The sequence below is a fragment of the Bradyrhizobium sp. FW305-F6 genome (assembly GCF_058782905.1).
In genome coordinates, this window is sequence record NZ_JBYSYD010000001.1 from 317,371 (window position 1) to 336,814 (window position 19,444).

16 protein-coding genes are annotated in these 19,444 nt (G+C 62.5%); 1 reads left to right on the forward strand and 15 read right to left on the reverse strand.

What is annotated here, in order from left to right:
- From AC3WLX_RS01550 to AC3WLX_RS01620, 15 genes are all read right to left on the reverse strand, one after another.
- Positions 1-1,176 (reverse strand): OpgC domain-containing protein, encoded by a 1,176-nt coding sequence (locus tag AC3WLX_RS01550; protein WP_049820120.1) that lies wholly within the window; start codon positions 1,174-1,176, stop codon positions 1-3.
- The gene (locus AC3WLX_RS01555) at positions 1,173-3,383 is read right to left on the reverse strand and encodes a heavy metal translocating P-type ATPase (protein WP_028136446.1); all 2,211 of its coding nucleotides are present in this window, start codon (positions 3,381-3,383) and stop codon (positions 1,173-1,175) included. The genes AC3WLX_RS01550 and AC3WLX_RS01555 overlap by 4 nt, the downstream gene beginning before the upstream one ends.
- Positions 3,380-6,601 (reverse strand): efflux RND transporter permease subunit, encoded by a 3,222-nt coding sequence (locus tag AC3WLX_RS01560; protein ID WP_049820121.1) that lies wholly within the window; start codon positions 6,599-6,601, stop codon positions 3,380-3,382. The genes AC3WLX_RS01555 and AC3WLX_RS01560 overlap by 4 nt, the downstream gene beginning before the upstream one ends.
- Positions 6,594-7,583 (reverse strand): divalent metal ion exporter adaptor subunit IhpB, encoded by a 990-nt coding sequence (gene ihpB / locus AC3WLX_RS01565; protein ID WP_028136447.1) that lies wholly within the window; start codon positions 7,581-7,583, stop codon positions 6,594-6,596. Before ihpB (AC3WLX_RS01565) ends, AC3WLX_RS01560 begins: the two co-directional genes overlap by 8 nt.
- On the reverse strand, positions 7,580-8,851 hold the full coding sequence (gene ihpA / locus AC3WLX_RS01570) for a divalent metal ion exporter subunit IhpA (protein WP_028136448.1): 1,272 nt from the start codon (positions 8,849-8,851) through the stop codon (positions 7,580-7,582). The genes ihpB (AC3WLX_RS01565) and ihpA overlap by 4 nt, the downstream gene beginning before the upstream one ends.
- Positions 8,852-8,905: 54 nt before the next feature.
- Positions 8,906-9,214, reverse strand: a complete 309-nt coding sequence (locus tag AC3WLX_RS01575) for a hypothetical protein (protein ID WP_151650244.1) — start codon at positions 9,212-9,214, stop codon at positions 8,906-8,908.
- A 261-nt stretch (positions 9,215-9,475) separates the two neighbouring features.
- Positions 9,476-10,123 (reverse strand): class I SAM-dependent methyltransferase, encoded by a 648-nt coding sequence (locus tag AC3WLX_RS01580; protein ID WP_028136450.1) that lies wholly within the window; start codon positions 10,121-10,123, stop codon positions 9,476-9,478.
- Entirely contained in the window at positions 10,120-10,650 is a 531-nt protein-coding gene (locus tag AC3WLX_RS01585; protein WP_151650245.1) for a MarR family winged helix-turn-helix transcriptional regulator, read from the reverse strand. Before AC3WLX_RS01585 ends, AC3WLX_RS01580 begins: the two co-directional genes overlap by 4 nt.
- A gap of 771 nt (positions 10,651-11,421) precedes the next feature.
- Complete coding sequence (gene flgF / locus AC3WLX_RS01590) at positions 11,422-12,156, reverse strand: flagellar basal-body rod protein FlgF (protein WP_028136451.1); 735 nt, start codon at positions 12,154-12,156, stop codon at positions 11,422-11,424.
- 191 nt (positions 12,157-12,347) lie between these two features.
- Complete coding sequence (locus AC3WLX_RS01595; protein ID WP_028136452.1) at positions 12,348-12,722, reverse strand: hypothetical protein; 375 nt, start codon at positions 12,720-12,722, stop codon at positions 12,348-12,350.
- A complete protein-coding gene (locus AC3WLX_RS01600) occupies positions 12,719-15,967 on the reverse strand; it encodes an efflux RND transporter permease subunit (protein WP_049820124.1) in 3,249 nt (1,082 codons plus the stop codon). Before AC3WLX_RS01600 ends, AC3WLX_RS01595 begins: the two co-directional genes overlap by 4 nt.
- Positions 15,957-16,910, reverse strand: coding sequence for a divalent metal ion exporter adaptor subunit IhpB (gene ihpB, locus AC3WLX_RS01605; RefSeq protein ID WP_028136454.1), 954 nt, complete (start codon positions 16,908-16,910; stop codon positions 15,957-15,959). The genes AC3WLX_RS01600 and ihpB (AC3WLX_RS01605) overlap by 11 nt, the downstream gene beginning before the upstream one ends.
- 235 nt (positions 16,911-17,145) lie before the next feature.
- Positions 17,146-17,496 carry a hypothetical protein gene (locus AC3WLX_RS01610; protein WP_028136455.1) on the reverse strand — a complete coding sequence of 117 codons (351 nt, stop codon included), beginning with the start codon at positions 17,494-17,496 and terminating at the stop codon, positions 17,146-17,148.
- Positions 17,497-17,690: 194 nt separating this feature from the next.
- A complete protein-coding gene (locus AC3WLX_RS01615) occupies positions 17,691-18,074 on the reverse strand; it encodes a hypothetical protein (protein WP_028136456.1) in 384 nt (127 codons plus the stop codon).
- A gap of 213 nt (positions 18,075-18,287) precedes the next feature.
- Entirely contained in the window at positions 18,288-18,617 is a 330-nt protein-coding gene (locus tag AC3WLX_RS01620) for a hypothetical protein (RefSeq protein ID WP_245269408.1), read from the reverse strand.
- Positions 18,618-18,825: 208 nt separating this feature from the next.
- Between AC3WLX_RS01620 and AC3WLX_RS01625 the strand changes: the two genes are divergently transcribed.
- A complete protein-coding gene (locus AC3WLX_RS01625) occupies positions 18,826-19,431 on the forward strand; it encodes a hypothetical protein (RefSeq protein ID WP_028136457.1) in 606 nt (201 codons plus the stop codon).
- Positions 19,432-19,444 lie beyond the last annotated feature (13 nt).

Here is a 19,444-nt window from a genome sequence, read left to right on the forward strand (position 1 = left end):
TCATCGCTCCCTTTGCGCTAGTCGTGGCTGTCGAATCCCTTCGGGCTCGACGGCCCTTCGGCCGGTTGTGGCGCGAAACTCCCTGGTCCATGTCTTGAAATAGGCGAAGGCGATCATGATGCCGATGCCGGCGACACTGACGACGATCTGGAAGGCGAGCGAATCGGAGACGAGGTCGATGGCGAAGTAGGCGACGAAGGCGAGGAATACGCCCACGCAGAAGACTTCGAGCGATCGCTCTCCGCACAGCCGCAGCGGCCGAAGCCAAGGAGCCGACAAGAACGGCGCCTCTTTCGGAATCAGTCGCGAGACGACGATCGCGAGCGCCAGGAAATGGACGACGCGGTACGGCGCCAGATGCGTCTTGTTGTTCGGAATGAACAGCGACCGGACGGGCTCGACGATCATTTCCGCGTGGCCGGTCCGCGCTGCGAGTGTGACGATCGCGGCGAACAGGAGAAAGAGACAGGCGGCGGCAAGTGTCGTCCTCGCATAGATGAGCCCCCTCGCCGTAGTCGCGCCCCCGACCGCAACCCACGCGCCGATGACGAACAGGAACTGCCATGCGAACGGATTGAAGTACCAGTGGCCGGCAGGATACGCCCGTAGATTCCATCCCCATGCCTGTGCTGCGACGTAGATACCCGCCGAGATCGCCAACGCGACGTTGGGCCACCTCATGAGGACCCACAGCAGCGGCGGAAACGCGAACATCAACGCGATGTAGAGCGGCAGGACGTCGAGGTTTAGCGGCTTATATTCGAGCAAGAGCCCGTGCTTGAGGAACTCGACCGGGTCTCGAATGAGAAGTCGGATGTTGAATTCGTCGAGCAGGTGGGCGTGGCCGTACCGTTGTGCGACGTATCCGATGGTGACGACGTAGAAGACGAACAGCAGGATGTAGGCGACGTAGAGCTGCCATGCTCTGCCGAGAATGCCCAAGGCGGCGGCAAGGAGGCCCTTCGCCCTTGCTGTTCGCGCATAAACGAACGCCACGGTATATCCGGACACGAACACGAACAGTTCGGCAGCATCGCTGAAACCGTAGTTTCGGGCCGTGATCCAAGCGACCGCATTGTTCGGAACGTGGTCGACGAAGATCGCCCAGTTGGCCAGTCCCCGAAACAGGTCGAGGCGCAGGTCGCGGTCGCTGGTTTGGACCCCGTTGGCGGTCATGTAGACGCCCCCTCGCCCGCCCCACGGCTGCCCGGTATCGAAAGCAGCCGCAGCGCGTTCATGGTGACCAATACGGTCGCGCCGGTGTCGGCAAGGATTGCGGGCCAAAGTCCGGTGATCCCCGCGACCGTGGTGACCAGAAAGACCACCTTCAGTCCCAGTGCGATCGAGATGTTCTGCCGTATGACTCCCATCGTCCGCTTGGACAGTTCGATCATGGCTGGCACGTCGGCGACGCGTCCGTGAAGGACTGCGGCGTCCGCGGTCTCGAGCGCCACGTCGGTGCCGCCACCCATCGCCACGCCGACATCCGCGGCGGCGAGAGCCGGCGCATCGTTGATGCCGTCGCCGACCTTCAGGACGACTTCGCCCTGGTTCTTGTAGGCCTCGACGGTGCGCTGTTTGTCCTCCGGCATCATTTGCGCGCGATGGTCGATGCCAAGATCGCGCGCAAGGGCGGCGGCGGTACGGGGATTGTCGCCCGTTAGCATCACCGAACGGACCCCGGCGTCGGCCAGGCGACGCAGAGCCGCGACCGCATCGCTGCGCAACTCGTCCCGCATGGCGATGCAGCCGGCGGCCTCTTGATCGATGACGAGGACGGATACGGTTTTTCCTCGTTCGTTGAACGCCTCGACGAGATCTCTCTGCTCCTCAGAGAGCGCGACGATCCGTTCGGCCGCAGCGGGTGAGCCAAGGAAAACCGTTCGTCCCCCCAGCACTGCCCGAACGCCTTCTCCCGCCAGGTTTACGAAGTTCTCAACCGGCTGCGGCCGAGCATCCTTGGCGGAGGCCGCCTTCAAAATGGCAAGCGCGAGAGGATGGCTGGAGCCGCGCTCGAGCGACGCGGCAATGGACAAGACCTCGACCTCTTCGTGACTAAATCCGACGACGTCCGTGACCTTTGGCTTGCCCGCGGTGAGCGTTCCCGTCTTGTCGAAGCAGGCGACGGTGACGTCGCGCAAGCGCTCGAGGACGGCTCCGCCCTTCAGGAGCAGACCGCGGCGCGCTCCGGATGCGAGGCTCGCGGCGATCGCCGCCGGCGTCGAGATCACCAGCGCACACGGACAACCGATCAGGAGGATGGCCAATCCCTTGTAGATCCATTCGCGCCAGGTTGCGCCTGCCCAAACGAGTGGCGGCAGGACCGCTACGATCGTGGCGACCACCACCACGCCAGGCGTGTAGTAGCGCGAGAAACGGTCGATAAAGCGCTCCGTGGGCGCCTTCGATTCTTGGGCCTCCTCGACCAACTTGACGACACGGGCGATGGTGTTGTCCTGGGCGGCGGCGGTGACCTTGATCCGGAGTAGAGCCTCTCCGTTCACGGTGCCGGCAAATACTGCCTCCCCCGTCTTCTTGCGGACCGGCGTGCTCTCGCCGGTGACGGGTGCCTCGTCGACGGCGCTGTCTCCGGAGACGATGACGCCGTCGGCAGGAATGCGATCGCCGGGGCGAACTTGGATCAGAGCGTCGACGGACAGCGTCTCGGCTTCCACCTCGCTGACTTGGCCATCGGATTGTTCGAGACGGGCGATCTTCGGGACGAGCTTGGTCAAATCCCGGATGCTCGCCCTCGCGCGCCCCGCAGCGAAACCTTCAAGAAGTTCACCGATCAGAAACAGGAAAACGACAGTCGCTGCTTCTTCCGTCGCGCCGATGAAGACCGCGCCAACGGCCGCGATGGTCATCAGCATCTCGATCGAGAACGGCGTTCCGGCGAAGGCCGCCGAAAATGCTCGCTTGGCGATGGGGACCAGCCCGACCAGCATCGCAAGCAGGAAGGCCCAACTCTCGATGCTGGGGATGCCCTTTCCCAAGGCGAAGGCGACCACCAGCGCCGTTCCGCTTGCGATCGTCGCGTCAACTTTGCTCGACCGCCACCATGGTTCCCGGCCGTCGGCGGCTTGTTGAAGACCGTGGCCATGACCATCATGGTCATCGCCATGATCATAATGGTGCGCCGGCTCCCCTTTCCCCTTGGGGCGATCGTCCTCGACGACGTATCCCAAGGCCGCGATCTGGCGGCTGACCGCCTCCCGCTGGATAGCCCCCTCATGTTCGACCGAAACGCTTCCGCCAGTCACCGAGACTTCGACGCCCCGCACCCCGGGCATCCGCGAAACGGCATTCTCGATCTTCGTGGCGCAGGCCGCGCAGTCCATCCCGCCGACCCGAAGTCTCATCTTCTGAGCAGCCTCGGTCATGCGTGGCTTCCCTGCGCAGCGTCATCCAAGGTGTTTTCCGGTCGAGGTGCCGGCGCGGAGTCCTTCCGGAACAGCACGTAAAGGGCCGGCAGCACCAGCAGCGTCAGGATAGTCGAGGAGATGATGCCGCCGATGACGACGGTGGCCAGCGGCCGCTGCACCTCCGCGCCGGCGCCCGTCGCGATCGCCATGGGAACGAAGCCCAGCGAGGCGACCAGCGCCGTCATCAGCACGGGGCGCAAGCGGGTCACCGCGCCTTCATGAACGGCCTCGAGTACGGACCTTCCTTCGTGTCTCAACTTTTCGATGAAAGCGATGATGACCAAGCCATTGAGCACCGCGACGCCGGAGAGTGCGATGAAGCCTACGCCCGCACTGATCGACAGCGGGATACCTCGCAGCAGCAGCGCCAGCACGCCGCCGGTCAGCGCCAGCGGCACACCGCTGAACACCAGAAGCGCATCGGCAATCGATCCGAAGCTCATGAAGAGCAGCAGCAGTACCAGCAGCAGCGCCACCGGAACTACGATGGTCAGCCGCTTGGTCGCCGAGACCAGTTGCTCGAACTGCCCTCCCCAGCCGATCCAGTAGCCCGCCGGGAGCTTGACCTTCTGCGCGACCGCGCCCTGCGCTTCGGACACGAAAGAACCGAGATCCCTCTCGCGTACGTTGGCCGTCACCACGATGCGCCGCTTGCCGTTCTCGCGGCTGATCTGGTTCGGACCTGGCGCGGAATCGACCGTCGCTACCGACGATAGCGGCACGTAACGGGGCTGTACTCCGAGCGCTGCCGACAAAGCGGTCTTGGTGATCGGAGCCGATCCAGGCTCCTCGGCAGGCAACGGAATCGGGATCGCACGGATCGCTTCGATGTTGCCGCGCAACCGCTCCGGAAGGCGTACGACGATGTCGAAGCGACGATCTCCCTCGAACAGCTTGCCGACGCTCTTTCCGCCGACGGCGATCTCCACGATGTTCTGGACATCGCCGACACTGAGGCCGTAGCGGGACAGGGCCCGCCGGTCGAGCTTGACGGTGAGGATCGGCAGGCCCGCGACCTGCTCGGTCTTCACGTCGGTAGCCCCTCGGATGCCCTGAATTACGGACTGCACCTGACTGGCCGCTCCTTGCAGCACGTCGAGGTCGTCGCCGAAGATCTTGATGCCGACGTCGCTGCGGACGCCTGAAATCAGCTCGTTCACGCGCAACTGGATCGGCTGCGATACCTCATAGTTGCTGCCGGGAATGTCGTTGGCGGCCTTCTCGATCTCTTCGACCAATTCCGCCTTCGGCTTCTCCGGGTCCGGCCACTCGCTGCGCGGCTTGAGCATGACGTACCCGTCCGACATCGACGGCGCCATCGGATCGGTAGCGACCTCAGCCGTGCCTGTCCGGGTGAAGAACTCCTTCACCTCGGGGAGTTGCTGGATCCTCTTTTCCAGCGCCATCTGCAGATCTAGCGACTGCGTCAGGCTCGTTCCGGGAATCCGGATCGCGGCCAAAGCGACGTCGCCCTCATCGAGGCTCGGGATGAACTCGCCACCCATGCGGCTCGCGGCGAACAAGCTCGCGCCGACGATCACAACCGCCAAGACCGCCACGACGCCCCGGAAGGCGATCGCACGGTCTAGAAGCGGCAGATAGACGCGCTTGGCGCCGCGCATGAAGAAGTTCTCCTTCTCAGACACCTTGCCGGTGACCACGATCGCGACGGCTGCGGGCACGAAGGTGACGGAGAACAGCGCCGCTGCGGCAAGCGCCATCAGCACGGTCAGCGCCATCGGCGTGAACATCTTGCCTTCGACCCCTGTCAGGGTCAGCACCGGCAGGTAGACGACCGCGATGATCAGCGTTCCGAATAGGCTCGGTTTGATGACCTCTGCCGAGCCGTTGCGGATCGTCTCCAGCCGCTCTTCCAGGCTCAGCAGCCGGCCCTTCTCATGCTGCGCCTCCGCGAGCAATCGGAGACAGTTCTCGACGATGATGACTGCACCGTCGACGATGATGCCGAAGTCGATGGCCCCGAGGCTCATCAGGTTGGCGCTGACCTTCGTTTCGACCATGCCGGTGACCGTCATCGCCATCGACAACGGGATGACGCAGGCCGTGACCAGGGCTGCCCGGAAGTTGCCGAGGATGAGGAACAGCACGACGATGACGAGGATCGCGCCCTCGACAAGATTCTTCTCGACCGTCTTGACCGTCGCGTCGACGAGGTGGGTCCGGTCATAGACCGCGCGGGCGACGACGCCGTCCGGAAGCGATTTGGCGATGTCGTTCAGCTTGGCTTGAACCCGCTGGGCCACCGCACGGCTGTTCTCGCCGATCAGCAGCATGGCGGTACCGAGAACCGTCTCCTTTCCGTTGAGGGTCGCTGCGCCCGTGCGGAGGTCCTTGCCTTCGGCGACCTGGGCCACGTCCCTCACCCGGACCGGGACGCCGCCTCGCGAGCCAATGACGATATCCTCGATCTCGGCGATGTTGGCGACCTGGCCCGGGGTCCGGACCAGATACTGTTCGCCGTTCCTCTCGATGTAGCCGGCGCCGACGTTGGCGTTGTTGGCGGCGAGCGCCGTCATCACGTCGCGGAAACCGAGCTTGTAGGCCATGAGCTTGCCCGGATCGGGCAGCACGTGGAATTGGCGCTCGAACCCACCGATCGTGTTGACTTCGATGACGCCCGGCACGTTGCGGAGCTGCGGTTTGATGATCCAGTCCTGGATCGTCCGCAGATCGCTCGGCGTGAACTCCTTGCCGCCCGGCGCCTTCGCACCCGGCTTGGCTTCGACCGAGTAGTGGAAGATTTCCCCGAGGCCCGTCGCGACGGGGCCCATGGCAACTTCGACGCCGGCGGGGAGCTGATCCTTGACCTGCTGGATCCGCTCGTTGACGAGCTGGCGGGCGAAGTAGATGTCGGTGCCGTCCTGGAAGACCGCCGTCACCTGGCTGAGGCCATATCGCGACAAGGAGCGGGTGTATTCGAGCTTGGGCAGCCCGCCCATTGCCGTTTCCACCGGAAACGTGATGCGCTGTTCGGTCTCCAGCGGCGAATAGCCTGGTGCCTGTGTGTTGATCTGCACCTGCACGTTGGTGATGTCCGGCACCGCGTCGATCGGCAGACGGGTGAAATTCCAGCCGCCGAAGGCCAACAGTCCCAACACGAACAGGATCACCAGCCAACGCTGGCGGATGGAGAATTCGATGAGGCGCTCAATCATGCTCGGCCTCTCCTTTGCCCATCTCCGCCTTCACGACGAATGAGTTTTGGGCCACGTACTTCTCGCCCGCCTTTACTCCCGCCCGAACCTCCACGAACTTCTGATCGGCGTCCCCGAGTTCCACAGGCCGCGCTTCGAGCTTGTCGTCGCCTTCGCGAACGAATACGACGGTCTTGTTTTCGAAGGTCTGGATCGCGCCGGCATTGACGGCGACCGGCACCTTCCGCTCGGCCAGCACCAGACGAGCGGTCACGAACAGTCCCGGCCGCAGCCTCCCCTCCGGGTTCGGCAGGATCACTCGGGCAATCGCCGTCTGGGTCTCGCTTGCGCCGACAGGCGCCAAGTAGGAGATCTTGCCCTTGATGTCGCCGACGCCGTCATCCGGATCGATCAGGACCTCGTCCCCGATCCGGACGCGCCTAAGATCCTGGCGGTAGATCGACAGGTCGACCCAGATCGTCGACAGGTCCGCCACGACAAATGATGGCTTCTGCTCGGAGACGTATTCGCCGAGCGATATCTGACGGTCGATCACCGTGCCGGCGATCGGCGCCTTGAGATCATAGACCGTCAAGCTCTGGTTGCTCTCGATGGATGCCAGCAGATCGTCCTTGCCGATCACGTCGCCGATCCGGCGCTTGATCGCACGCGCGATGCCGGGAAAGCGCGGCGTGACCTGGACCACCGTCTCCTGATTGGCGCGCAGGACGCCATTGAACGACAAGGTTTCGGTCAGGGTCGCCGGGCCCGCTTCGGCGAAGGTGGCGCCTGCTGCCGCCAACTTGACATCGCTGATCACGATGCGGTCGGCGCCATGTTCGTCCTTCTCGGCGTGCTCGTTGCCGGCCTTCTCCTCCTTGGCATCCTGCTTGGCGACCTGCTGCGTCGCAGCGGGTGCGTCCTTGGGTGTCAGCATGCGATAGCCGAAGGCGCCGGCGGCAGCCGCGACCAAGGCGAGGACGATTGCACTCGAAGTCTTCATCGTGCGCTCTCCCGCGCCAGAGCGAAGGGATTGCCGACGAGTCCTTCGATCGTGGCAACGGCGACGTGGTAGTTCTGCAGCGCCTCCTGCTCCCGCAGACGAGCCTGGGTGACGTTGGCCAGCGCGTCCAACACTTCGAGCAGCGAGAAGCGCCCGGCGCCGTAGCCCTGTTCGATCTCGTTGGAGGCGGCCTGGGCCTTCGGGATGCCGGAGTCGCGAAGTATCGCGAGTTCCCGCAGCGAGCCCTGTACGTTGTCGTAGGCCCGTCCAGCGACGACGATCAGCGTGTTGCGGTTCGCCTCGCGTTCCGCCCGCGTCTTGGCGAGGTTCTGCTGTGCCGAGAGGATGTTGCCCTGGTTCTGATCGAAGATTGGGATCGGAACCGTGAGGCTGAGCCGCACCGCGTCGTCGTTGGTCTCGTTGTAATGTCGCCATCCGGCTGAAAGGCGAACGTCAGGATAAGGCCTGAGCCGCGCCAGCAGCAGTTCGGCGTTGCGTTGCGCATAAACCGCATTCCAGCGCACCAGTTGCGGGTTGGCGTCGATGGCGGCGATCACCGTCTGAAACGGCGGCGCGCGGGTGGTGGCGTCGAGGCGTCCGGAGACGTTGCCGAACTTCGGGGAAGTGTCGCCCATGAGCACCGCCAGTTCGCGGCGCGCGCTGGCCAGGTTCGCCTTGGTGCGCTCGCGATCGGCCTTCACCAGCGCCGCTGCGACTTCGGCGCGACCGGTCTCGGCAGGCGACGAAGCACCGGCATCGACCCGGCGCTGAAGCAACGGCGTCAGCCGCTCAAGGGCGGCGACCTGCTCGTCGAGGATCTGGATCCGCCGCTGCAGCCCGAGCACGTTCAGAAACGCGATGGCCGTTTCCGACAGAATCTGCAGACGTACCGCCTGGCGCTCGATCGTCGCCCCGTTGACGCCGGCCTGGCCGGCCGCGATGCGGGCCTCGCGCTTGCCGAACAGCTCGAAAAGCTGGCTGATCTGCAGCGTCGTCTCGGCCGACTTCGTCCCGCGATAGATGCCCGAACCGAATGAGTTATCCTGTTCGTAGCTCAGTTCCGGATTGAGGAGCGCCCCCGCCTGAATGCGCTGGCCCGTCGCGATCCCGATATCGCGTTCGGCGGCGGTCAAGCGGGGGCTGGTCGCGAGCGCGCGCTGCAGCGCCGCCCCGAGATTGAGGGTCTGCGAATGCGACGCCGCCGTCAGCCAAGGACTGACCAGCAACGCCGTCGCGCACGCGAAACGCGTGACGCACTTTGAAAACATGATGAAAACCTGACGAAAGACGGAATCAGAGCGCGATGCGCCCAGCGGTCATTTTCAGGTCAGGAACTTCGGTGGGGGCGGATCGAGACCGCGCACGGTGTCGGTCAGAGGGGCCGTCGCCCGGATGAGGACCGCCAGCTTGGGTTCCATCACAGTCATGACTTGCTGCGGAGGCGCTGCAACGGAAACCGCGAAGCAGCCATGGCAGTGATGGTCGACGATGGCACCGGTCTCAGGGCCGCTATCGGACTTGGTATCGACCATCCAAGCCACCGGGGAACCGGTTGGATTTGTCACGTCAAGGTCGAGACACCGATGCAGCGCACCCGACATCAGATAGGTCACGATCAGAAATACGGACACGATCCCGCGCAAAGCAGGAACATGCCTCAATCCAGATCTGATCCGACCAATCGTCAATGACCACACTCTACGTTCGCGAGTTGGTAGGTAGCATGGGCGCAAGGCTCACGTCGACCCGCAATATTATAACAATCCCAAACATTTGTTGCGTGTCAATCGCAACTTCTAGGAATCGAGCATGCGGGTAACCCTGTCCCAGTTCTGGGACGTAGCTGCAGGCTTTTCTTCGGAGGCAGCGTACCCGTCTTATGCGACGTTCTTTCACGGCTTCCTAAACGATAGCATTGCAACCCGTCCGATCCGCACCGAATGCGAGGACTGCAGTTTGGCCCCGGCAAAGCCCGCCTTTTTGAAGAGTTTGCCCCAAGTTCCATCGACGTGGGATTGAACCGCAATCCTGCTTGAAATCTGCGCTGCAAGGTTGAGGACGATGCGCTCTTCGCGGCCGGTCGGTCGGTCATAGTCCGCAACATAAAATACACCTCCACGGCGCAGGATTCGGAAAGTTTCCTTCGCCAAGGCGATCTTTTCATCGGGAGTTCTCAAATGAAAGGCGAGTACGCACATCGCGCGGTCGAAGCTGCCAGTGTGAACCGGAAGGGCCACAACGGAAGGTGCGTCGATGAACGTAATATTCTCGATGTGCTGTTCGTCGATCGCTCGCTTTGACTTTCGGACGATCGATGGATCGGGATCCGCTACAACGATACTGAGCTCGGTGAACCGCTCCGCAAGCGAGATCGCCGTCGCTGCGCTTCCCCGTCCGAACGCCAAGAGGCGCTCTCCGCGCTTTGGAGACATCAACTCGAACAAGGGCTCCTGCCACGACGTGTCGCGCAGCATTGCAGCGGCGAAGCGATAGTAAAGCGGTTTGAGCGCCGCCACGACCAAAATCGATAGAAACTTCATGCGGTGTCGCGACCGCGAGGCCAATGGCGGAGAGCGTCCGAAGCCGTCAGAAGCTTCGCGCGCTTGAGGACGCTCTTCAGCTCCTCGAGTTCTGCGAGAAGTCGGTGCGCCTTGCCGCTCGCGTTATTGGCAACATACGCGTTCGCTGCGTTCATGGAACTAGATAGGTTTTCTATCTGCCACCGAGCGTTGCTCGAAAGTGCGAGGAGGACGACACGGCGATCGGTCGCGCACGGCTTGCGGCGGATCAGTCCTTTGGACTCGAGCAATTGCGACTGCGCCGTGACGAACGATGCGTCCACGGCCAGTTTCTCCGACACCACGCTGACCCGCACCCCCTCTTCGTCCGCAAGATGCGATATCGCCATCAGAATGTTCCATTGAGCCACCGTGACACCCAGACCGGCCGCCCAACACTTCTGCACTTCGCTCAAACAGCCGTGAATTTGCTTCACCTCCCAGGATAATCGCTGCAAGAGGTCGTCCGGCGTCGAAGCCTGCGAGTCTTCAACTTGCTTGGTTTCCATAACGTAATCCTTCAATTCCAATGTGACCGCCGACGGCGCCTGCAAAACGGAATGGCCCCGAAAGAGCGGTCTCTGAAAAATGCGTTGTCGATCCAGATCGCCTGCACGCTTGCTGCCCCAGCAACTTGACTGAGCTCGCAAAGGCTTTGAGAGCGACGCCGTCGCCTTCCCAAAGACAGGGACGACAGCATCGCGCTGCGTAATGGCGGCGCGAGGGAGTTTGACGGGAAACGGAGACAGGACGCGCGATGCGTCCCGCGTCGTTCGCTTTAGGTCAGAGATTTCGGCGGGGGCGGATCAAGACCGCGAACATTGCCGTACAAGGGAGCCGCCGATTTCGGCAACTCGGCGGGCTTCAAGCCCAGGGCGAGTTCAGCCTGTTGCGCAGGCGCCGGGACCGATACTGAGAAGCAACCGTGACAGTGGTGATCGGCTACCAAACCCCGTTCGGGCGATTGGGAGGTTTTGCCGTCCGCGGCCGCGATCGCCAAGGATGATCCGGAGCGAATGGCGGCGTCGACATCAACGAGTCCATGAAGAACGCCAGACAGGACGTACACCAGGGTCAGGAGAACGGACACGATCCTGCGCAACGCAGTAACGCGCTGAGTTCCCGATATGACCTGACTACCGGACAATGATCACGCTCTCAGTGAAGACGACGAGGCTACCTATCATGATGGCTACCTTCCGTCGATCCGCAAATATTGCGAGCGCGTGCGTCGCTTGTCGCAGGGTTCCACTTGGGGCCGCCGCCGAGCGCTTCGTGGCCTACAAATCCTCACCAGCCAGTTTTCTGAGTTCGTTCTTGTCGTCTTCGCGCAGGATCGTGTTGGCAACCTGATCGTAGGCTCGGGTCGCAGCGACGAGACTGCTCATCTCATGTACCGCGTTTACGTTCGCCCCCTCCAAGGCTCCCGTAGCGAGCCGAATCTGCGCCGGAGGCACCTCGTTCGCAGGAGACTCCGATGAAAACAGCGTGCTTCCCTCGGCGCGCAACTTGGCATTATCTACAAACTTCACCAGGCGAAGACGTCCTATCGGTCCCCTCGCCGTCGAGATGGTCCCATCGGCTCCGATGCTCAGCGGGCCATCGCGTGGCGGAACCTGCAGGGGGCCGGTCGCAGTCAACACGATATCGCCGGACAACGTGACTACGCGGCCTTCCTTGTCGAGCGTGAACGCTCCGTTCCGCGTGTAGCGATCTCCTGCAGCCGTCTGGATCACAAAGAAGCCGTCCCCGACGATAGCGACGTCGGTCCCATTCCCGGTGGGCTTGAGGGGACCGCCGGAAAAGTCGGTGTAGCCGGTGACGGCCACAAGCGATCGCATCGGAGCCGAGGGCATGTCGTCGGCTTCCTTCGCCTTCGTGAGATATTCGCGGAACTGAAGCCCCTCGCGTTTGAATCCGGTCGTCGTCTGGTTGGCAACGTTTCGAGCAACCTTGTCCAATTGCTGTTGCAGCGTGATCAATCGCGATAGCCCGATGACGGTCTTGTCGGACATTGGAAGACTGCCTTTCAAACTGCCGAATGAGGCCGGTGGTCGCCCTTGCGCTGCGCTTGCTTGGTTTGAGGATGGCAGGGGGACGGGATCCACAAGGCATGTGAACCGCCGCGCGCTCGGTTCTCGGCTTGGAGCCGACAAAATTGCGCGCGGCTTTGTCTCGCCGTCGACAATGTCGTCGGATGGAGCCTTCAGCCCTTGTACTTGGCTTGGCCCGACTTGCCCGTGTCCGTCTTGATCATGAGTGTGATCGCGGTGGATGCCGTAATCGGCTTCTTCGTTTCACCCTTCAGGACGTTCTCTCCCGACGGAGAAAGGACAATCGTCTCTCGATCGTCGCCGTTTACGATTAGAGCAGAGGCCGTATAGCCCTTCGTCGACACGGGCTTGTTGTCCTCGTTAAGGACGTTGAACGTCACGGCATTTCCCGACGGCAGGAACTCGATATGCACGCCGGCCGCATCCGCAAGAACGCCGCCATTGGGTCCCTTCGAACCGTGTGAGTGTTGAGCGTGAGCCGGGACGACCGAGAGCAATACGGCCAGTATGAACGCGGCGGGTTTCATGCAGTTTCTCCTTGTGCGGTTGCGGAAGTCGACTTCGTCGTGACCGCTTCACGACGGAAGAGCGTGTAGAGCGCCGGCAAGACCAGCAGCGTCAAAATGGTCGATGATACGATCCCGCCGATGACCACGGTGGCGAGTGGCCGCTGCACCTCGGCGCCGGCGCCGGTCGCGATCGCCATGGGCACGAATCCCAGGCTCGCCACCAGGGCGGTCATCAGAACCGGCCTCAACCGGGTCAGCGCCCCCTCGCGAACGGCTTCGACGACAGGGCGGCCCTCCGATCGCAGCTTCTGGATGAACGCGATGATGACCAAGCCATTCAGGACGGCGACGCCCGATAGCGCGATGAACCCGATACCGGCGCTGATCGAAAGGGGGATGTCGCGCAGAAGCAGGGCGGCAATGCCGCCCGTGAGCGCGAGCGGCACCCCGCTGAAGACCAATGCGGCATCGGCGAACGTTCCCAGGCTCATGAAGAGCAACACGAAGATCAGGAGCAGCGCGATCGGAACGACGATGGTCAGCCGCTTGGTTGCGGAAACCAACTGCTCGAACTGTCCTCCATAGGTGATCCAGTAACCCGCCGGCACCTTGACGCCGTCGGTGATCCGCCGCTGGGCGTCGGCGACGAACGAGCCGAGGTCTCGGCCGCGCACGTTCGCGGTGACCACGATGCGCCGCTTGCCGTTTTCCCGGCTTATCTGATTGGGACCCGGAGCCGCGTCGATCTCGGCGACCGAGGAAAGCGGGACATAACGGACCTGCCCCAACGGTGAATTTCCCCAAGCCGCCTTGATGGCCCCAGCCTGACCTTCGCGCACGGGAAGAGGGATCGGAAGATTGCGGATCGCTTCCATATCCGAACGAAGGTGTTCAGGCAGCCGAACGATGATTTCGAAACGACGATCGCCTTCGAACACCAGGCCGGCGCTCTTGCCCCCGACCGCGATCTCAACGACACCCTGCACATCGGAGATGCTCAGGCCTTGTCGTGCCAAGGCCTGCCGGTTCAATTTGACCGTAAGCACGGGCAATCCGGAGACCTGCTCGGTCTTCACGTCTGCAGCCCCCTGCACGCCCTGGAGCACGTTTTGCACCTGCCCGGCGACCTGCAACAGCGTGTTCAGGTCGTCGCCGAAGATCTTGACCCCGACATCGCTGCGGACGCCCGATATCAGCTCGTTGAAGCGCATCTGAATTGGCTGGGTGAACTCATAGTTGTTGCCCGGCACTTCCGCGACGACCTTCTCGATCTTGGAGACGAGTTGCGCCTTGGTCATCGAAGGATCGGGCCACTGCGCATGGGGTTTGAGCATGATGTAGGTGTCGGCGACGTTCGGCGGCATTGGATCGGTCGCCACCTCTGCCGTGCCGATCTTGGAAAAGACCTCGCGGACCTCGGGCACCTTCCGGATGGCCTCCTCCAGCTTGATCTGCATATCCACGGCCTGTGTCAGGCTCGTCCCCGGAATGCGCATCGCGTGGGTGGCGACATCCCCTTCATCGAGCGAGGGTATGAACTCGCCGCCCATGCGAGACGCGGCAATTCCGCTGACGATCACCAACGCGCCGGCCGCCAGTGCGACCATGTGTCGATTGCGTATCGAGGCATCGAGAAGCGGCACATAGGCGAAGCGAGCCCCGCGCATGAACCAGTTCTCCTTCTCGGTCACTTTGCCGGTCACCAGAATGGCAACAGCGGCCGGAACAAAGGTCATCGACAGGATCGCGGCGCCGCCCAACGCCATGAGAACTGTCAGGGCCATGGGCGTGAACATCTTCCCTTCGACGCCCGTCAACGTGAGAACCGGGAGGTAGACGACCGCGATGATGAGGGTGCCGAATAGGCTGGGCTGGACGACCTCCCCTGCTCCCGCCAAAATCGTATCGAAACGCTCCTCGCGGCTCAGTATGCGCCCTCTGCGGTGCTGCTCCTCCGCAAGCAGCCGCAGGCAGTTCTCGACGATGATGACCGCACCGTCGATGATGATGCCGAAGTCGATGGCGCCGAGCGACATGAGGTTCGCGCTGACCTTATTCTCGACCATTCCCGTCACGGTAATGAGCATCGACAAGGGAATGACGAGCGCGGTGGCGACGGCCGCTTTGAAGTTGCCGAGGATCAGCAGCAGGATCACGATGACGAGGATCGCGCCCTCAAGCAGATTCTTCTCTACGGTCGCGATCGTGGCCTCGACGAGGCGTGTACGGTCGTAAAGCGCCCTCGCCACCACACCTTCGGGCAGGGATTTCGCGATCTCGTCCAGCTTCGCCGATACACGCTGGGCCACCGTGCGGCTGTTTTCGCCGATGAGCAGCATCGCCGTGCCGACAACGGTCTCGCGCCCATTCAGAGTTGCCGAACCGGTACGGAGCTCTCGCCCTTCGATCACTTCTGCGATGTCGCCGATCCGAACCGGGATCCCTTCGCGCGCCCCGATCACGATATTTCGAATGTCGCTCGCGTCGCCCACCTGCCCCGGCGTGCGAACTAGGTATTGCTCACCATTTCGTTCGATGTAGCCCGCGCCGACGTTGGCATTGTTCGACGCAAGCGCGGTCATCACATCGCGAAAATTCAGCCGATACGCCATCAGCTTGGTAGGATCGGGCAGGACGTGGAACTGCCGCTCGAACCCACCGATGGTATTGACCTCGACTACGCCGGGCACCGTCCGCAACTGCGGCTTGATGATCCAATCCTGGATCGTGCGGAGGTCTATCGGGCTGATCTCGCTCCCGTCCGGGTTTTTGGCTGCCTTCTTCGCCTCGACGGCGAACATGAATATCTCGCCGAGGCCTGTCGAAATCGGTCCCATCGCCATTTCGATGCCGTTCGGCAGGAGGTCTTTCACCTGCTGCAAACGCTCGTTGACCAACTGGCGCGCGAAATAGATGTTCGTGCCGTCGGCGAAGACGACGGTGACCTGGCTTAGCCCGTATCTGGACAGCGACCGTGTGTACTGGAGGTTCGGTAACCCGCCCATGCCAGTTTCGACTGGAAACGTGATGCGCTGTTCGACCTCTAGGGGCGAATAGCCCGCCGCGCTCACGTTGATCTGCACCTGGACGTTGGTGATATCCGGTACCGCGTCGATCGGAAGGCGCGTGAAGTTCCACGCACCTACCGCCCCGACTGCGAGCACAGCAAAGAGGACAAGCCATCGCTGGCGTATCGAGAATGCGATTATCGCGGTGATGACCCCGTGCTTCCGGTCGCCGACCGGGCCCTGCTCAGTGCTCATGGGCGGCCGTTCCCTTGGCTATTTCAGCCTTCACGATGAAGCTGTTTCGTCCCACGTACAGGTCGCCCTCCTCCAGGCCGAACTGCACCTCGACGTGCTCGCGATCGCGAGCACCCAGCTCGACCTCTCGCACCTCGAATTTCAGGCCATTGCGGACGAAGACGACGTTGCGGTTTTCGAAACTTTGGACGGCGGTCGATTTGACGACGATCGGCGCGGACTTGTCCGAGAGCATCAGGCGCGCCGTGACGAACATGCCTGGCCTCAGTCTTGTCCCCTCGTTCGGCACGCTGGTGCGCGCAAGAGCGCTCTGCGTATCCGCGCTGCCGACGGGCGAAATGTAGGTCAGCCTGGCGTCGATCGGCTTCCCGCCATCGCCGACATCGATGACGACCTTGTCGCCTTCGCGCACCCGCTTCAGGTCCCGCCGGTAAACGGATAGGTCGACCCATACGGTGGAAATATCGGCGATCGTGAAGGCTGCCTTCTGCTCTGACGCGTATTCGCCGAGAGAAATTTGGCGGTCGATGACCGTGCCGGCCAACGGCGCCCGGATCTCATAAGTCGTGAGACTCTGGTTGCTCTCGATCTTGGCCAGGAGGTCGTTCTTTTCGACGCGATGACCGACGCTCGCCTTGATCTCGCGGACGACTCCTGGAAATCGAGGAGTCACCTGAACGAGAGCCTCCTGATTTGGCTGCAAAATGCCGTTGAGGAGCAGACTGTCATGAAGGACGCCGGGCGCCGCGACGAGGAGCTCGATATCGGAAGACCTGAGCTTGTCGTCGCTCATTTCGACGCCGTCGGCGTGACCTCCCTCTTCGTGGCCATGCCCCGCCTCCGATTGCTTGCCGGAGCTCTGCTGAGGCAAGTTCAATAGGAAGAAGCCGATTGCAGCCAGCGCGATAGTTGCCAGGACCGAGTTCGCGAAAAGCCGCTTCATGGCGCGATTCTCGCTGCGCGGGAGGCGCGATCGCGCAGCGCCAGGCAAACGAGGGTTTCCAAGCCGCATCGACCGGCCGACGACGAACGCCGCTCCCACGTCTCGAAACCCATGGGCAAAGCGACGAATACATGCGCTCGCGCTTCTCGCGCGGCAGCGATCTCAGAAGACATGGAAATAGACCTGCAAACGAAGGCAAGAAGGCGCACGGATGCGCCGAGCGGGTTCGTTCAGATCAGGCCTTTGGAGGGGGAGTATCCAATGCGGAGGAGGTGCCGGTCAGCCGCTTCGTCGGCATAGCGACCGGCTTCGTCACGGCCGCAGCGAGCGACCAGGCTGCCGTGGCCCGAACGGGCGAGACGGAGAAGCACCCGTGACAATGCCGTTCGGTCAGAACGCTGTCGCCACCGGTCGTGCTTCCCAGGCCTGCAGTCGAAAAGACGGTCTCGGTCGAGCCGGAGGTTGCCACATGGTCGATGTGGGCACTATGGAGGACGGCGGCGCTCAAATGGCCGAACGCAAGCAACAGAACCAGCAGATCGCGCAGCCGGCGAAGGAGAGCATTGCTGGTGGCGGCGATCGGCATAACGCGAGGCAAATCCGCAGAGGCAGAAGTGGCGCTGTCGCTATGGGCGACTCGGCATACTCGGCACTCCTACACGTCGCTCGGTCGGTTGTCCTCAGCAAAAGCGCGGGGTGCGACAATGTTGCCGCGCTGTCATAAGAGGTTGTTTCCGTCGCTTTGCCTTCCCAGTTCCGTTGCAGGGCCAAGCTCCTGCACTACCCGACGCCCCGGGTCTTCTCGGAAGGTTGCGAGAGGGCGGTGTCGGCTGCCTCGGACTTCGCGTCGGCTATCCGCTCCACCGATCCGGCGATGCCCCGCAGCGGCGTGCCGAAATCGGGAATATCGATCAAGGCTAAAAGCAGGCCGGCGATCCAGAACGCGTGTATCCCCGTGAACAGCGAGATCAGGCCGAGCACCGCGACGAACTCGAACTGCAGCTTCTGCGACTTGTGCGCCATCCGCTCGGGCAGGCTGTGTAACTTCCAGTACAGCACGCCGACCGAAAAGATGACCGCCACCAGGAAGAACCCCATTACCACCAGCAGGACGTCGGAGCCGTCGGCCCCCGGCAGGAAGAACGGAAGCTTATGGGGAGCCATAGGATGAATTTCGTCCGCCAAACCTACTCTCCCAATAACGGATTGGACTTCGTCTTCCGAATATGGGGGCTTACATCGCGGGCCTTGATCTAGATCAAAGGATGACGGCGAGTTCTCTTCTCGAAGCGCAATGCCCCCGATGAACGCGCAAAGGTCCGGATGAACCGCGGGACGCCGCTAGGAGGTCCCTTTCCTCCGACGAGAGAGGCGCCTTCACCTCGCCGCGCGGGCCTTTACTTTGCGACCTTTGAGGTAAGCCCGGAGCGCCTTCTCGGCGAGAATGTAGGCGGGCTGACCGTCCTCGATCGCCGCCATTTTGAGAGATTTGATGAGATCCTCGGGGAGATAAAGCAAGATCTGCCGCCTGCCCCCTTCCCCTTCTCGGGCCACCGATACGTCAACCTTGGGCCGCTTCATCCATCGATCTCCGCAAACAGCCAGGCGTGGATAGCTGACTATCAAAATACGCATACCATCGAGACGCGCTCCCGAGTAGCCGAAACAGACGATTTTAGCGCCCTTGTTCACAGCTTCGTAACACATTACCAGCTCGCGCGCTGGACAATTCCAGCCTCGGCGTTGCACTTTTCTGTACCGCTAGATAGCTCGCTATCTATTGACTCGACGATGGCGCACGGCTATTTGGCGATTATCGATGTGAAAATGCGGCGATCAACATGAGCAACGACGAAGAGAACGACAGGACGGCGACGCAGATCGCGCAATTCATCGTCCAAGGAGTTCCTCAGCCATGTGCGTCGACATTCCCGGCTATCCGTCCGACCTCCGCCCCTTCCTGACTGCCAAGAGCCCGACCCCGATTCCAGTCGGCGACGCGGTCCGGCAAGATCTCTTGATTCAGTTGGCCCTAGATCCCGAGATCGCGGCCATCGAGCACATCGCTTCGGTCGCTCTTTGCGGCGTCGTCTACCCTGTCGACCTTCTGCTCGCGACGCGCGGTGAAGCACGATTGATCCTCGACGTCGGACCTCCGCTTCGCGATCTCGACGATGAAGGAACGCTCCTGCTCGCGGCCGACGAGCTTCGGGCGATGATCGTGCCTCTCTCGCTGGACGACGTGTACGCGCGACCGCGGTCGTCGAACGCCAGGCTGGTCTGGGCGTCTCGCAATCGACCAGTTCCGGCGGATGGCCGAGAGCGGATCTTCGCGGCCATCGAGGACGACGGCGACTGCACTGTTGCCAGTCTGGGCTTTGGTCTCCGCGACTGGGTCTTCGCGCTCGCCTGCGAGGGCGCCGTCGCGATCGATATCGACCGCGACCCGATCGTCGACGCCCGCGTGCGTCTTGGCCGGTTTGCTCGGGTCCCGCCACTCCGCTCCCTCGCACCGCGCTGAGGTTCCGATGTGC

Bases quoted from the DNA above. Each gene is read 5' to 3' on its own strand.
- AC3WLX_RS01560 (WP_049820121.1), bottom strand. From the start codon at position 6,601: ATGATTGAGCGCCTCATCGAATTCTCCATCCGCCAGCGTTGGCTGGTG.
- AC3WLX_RS01620 (WP_245269408.1), bottom strand. From the start codon at position 18,617: ATGTGTTACGAAGCTGTGAACAAGGGCGCTAAAATCGTCTGTTTCGGC.
- AC3WLX_RS01615 (WP_028136456.1), bottom strand. From the start codon at position 18,074: ATGGCTCCCCATAAGCTTCCGTTCTTCCTGCCGGGGGCCGACGGCTCC.
- AC3WLX_RS01555 (WP_028136446.1), bottom strand. From the start codon at position 3,383: ATGACCGAGGCTGCTCAGAAGATGAGACTTCGGGTCGGCGGGATGGAC.
- AC3WLX_RS01580 (WP_028136450.1), bottom strand. From the start codon at position 10,123: ATGAAGTTTCTATCGATTTTGGTCGTGGCGGCGCTCAAACCGCTTTAC.
- AC3WLX_RS01585 (WP_151650245.1), bottom strand. From the start codon at position 10,650: ATGGAAACCAAGCAAGTTGAAGACTCGCAGGCTTCGACGCCGGACGAC.
- AC3WLX_RS01600 (WP_049820124.1), bottom strand. From the start codon at position 15,967: ATGAGCACTGAGCAGGGCCCGGTCGGCGACCGGAAGCACGGGGTCATC.
- flgF (WP_028136451.1), bottom strand. From the start codon at position 12,156: ATGTCCGACAAGACCGTCATCGGGCTATCGCGATTGATCACGCTGCAA.
- ihpA (WP_028136448.1), bottom strand. From the start codon at position 8,851: ATGTTTTCAAAGTGCGTCACGCGTTTCGCGTGCGCGACGGCGTTGCTG.
- AC3WLX_RS01625 (WP_028136457.1), top strand. From the start codon at position 18,826: ATGTGCGTCGACATTCCCGGCTATCCGTCCGACCTCCGCCCCTTCCTG.
- ihpB (WP_028136454.1), bottom strand. From the start codon at position 16,910: ATGAAGCGGCTTTTCGCGAACTCGGTCCTGGCAACTATCGCGCTGGCT.
- ihpB (WP_028136447.1), bottom strand. From the start codon at position 7,583: ATGAAGACTTCGAGTGCAATCGTCCTCGCCTTGGTCGCGGCTGCCGCC.
- AC3WLX_RS01550 (WP_049820120.1), bottom strand. From the start codon at position 1,176: ATGACCGCCAACGGGGTCCAAACCAGCGACCGCGACCTGCGCCTCGAC.
- AC3WLX_RS01595 (WP_028136452.1), bottom strand. From the start codon at position 12,722: ATGAAACCCGCCGCGTTCATACTGGCCGTATTGCTCTCGGTCGTCCCG.
- AC3WLX_RS01610 (WP_028136455.1), bottom strand. From the start codon at position 17,496: ATGCCGATCGCCGCCACCAGCAATGCTCTCCTTCGCCGGCTGCGCGAT.